Origin of the sequence: Enterobacter sp. 725m/11 (assembly GCF_011683705.1) — a bacterium.
In the GTDB taxonomy this organism is placed as follows: domain Bacteria; phylum Pseudomonadota; class Gammaproteobacteria; order Enterobacterales; family Enterobacteriaceae; genus Enterobacter; species Enterobacter bugandensis.
In genome coordinates this window covers 1-733 of record NZ_JAAQOK010000114.1, presented here as the reverse complement: position 1 = coordinate 733, position 733 = coordinate 1, and the positions used below count along the sequence as shown (strand labels likewise).

The window sequence follows — 733 nt, the reverse complement described above, 5'->3', positions numbered from 1 at the left end:
AGATGTGTATAAGAGACAGGTCTCATGATCTGTGAGTCAACCCAATCTACAGCAGCAAAGTTATGATCCCAAAGCCATAAAATATTAGGAATCACAATGCATACACAGAGAACTATCGCGAGGTAGAAAAAAGTAGAACGATAGCAAGAACGAATTTTTGGCACAACAAGTGTGGCGATGAAAACGGCAAAGACAAATGCAAATGTAGAATATTTAGCCATCATTCCCAATCCAGCTACAAGCGAGAATAATAACCACCACGCCGGATGCCGAGTGATTGAAAAATAAAAAAATAAAAACATCCATGGCCACAGCATAATAAGTAAATAATTATCATTGTAACTTATTATGTCGAAATTTATAATACCAGATAGGTTTAAAGTTAATAATGCTAGCCATGCCAATTTTTCGTTACCACTTAGGTATTTTGCTAAATACCAACAACCAAGCATGCCTATAGCAATTGCAGCAAAATGCGTACTATACCAATATAGGCTCATAGGAAACTCAGTGAGCCATAAAGTCGGTCTCCATATCATACCAACTAACCATGGATTCTTAGGCGAACCCCAATGAGCATTTTGTGCCCAATTGAGAGCCTCAATCGCGTCATAAGGAACAGTTGGATCAAGCCAAGTAGTAGCAATTGTCCAAAAAATAGCATATAGGCTAACCCAAGAGAATAAATATAATCGTTTCATCACTTCTCTATATCTGTCTCTTATACACATCT

1 protein-coding gene is annotated in these 733 nt (G+C 37.4%); it reads right to left on the bottom strand.

The window, feature by feature from the left end; translation table 11 throughout:
* The coding region (locus HBA26_RS22635; RefSeq protein WP_166721071.1) for a glycosyltransferase family 39 protein at positions 1–701 on the bottom strand (701 nt) is incomplete at its 3' end.
* Positions 702–733 lie beyond the last annotated feature (32 nt).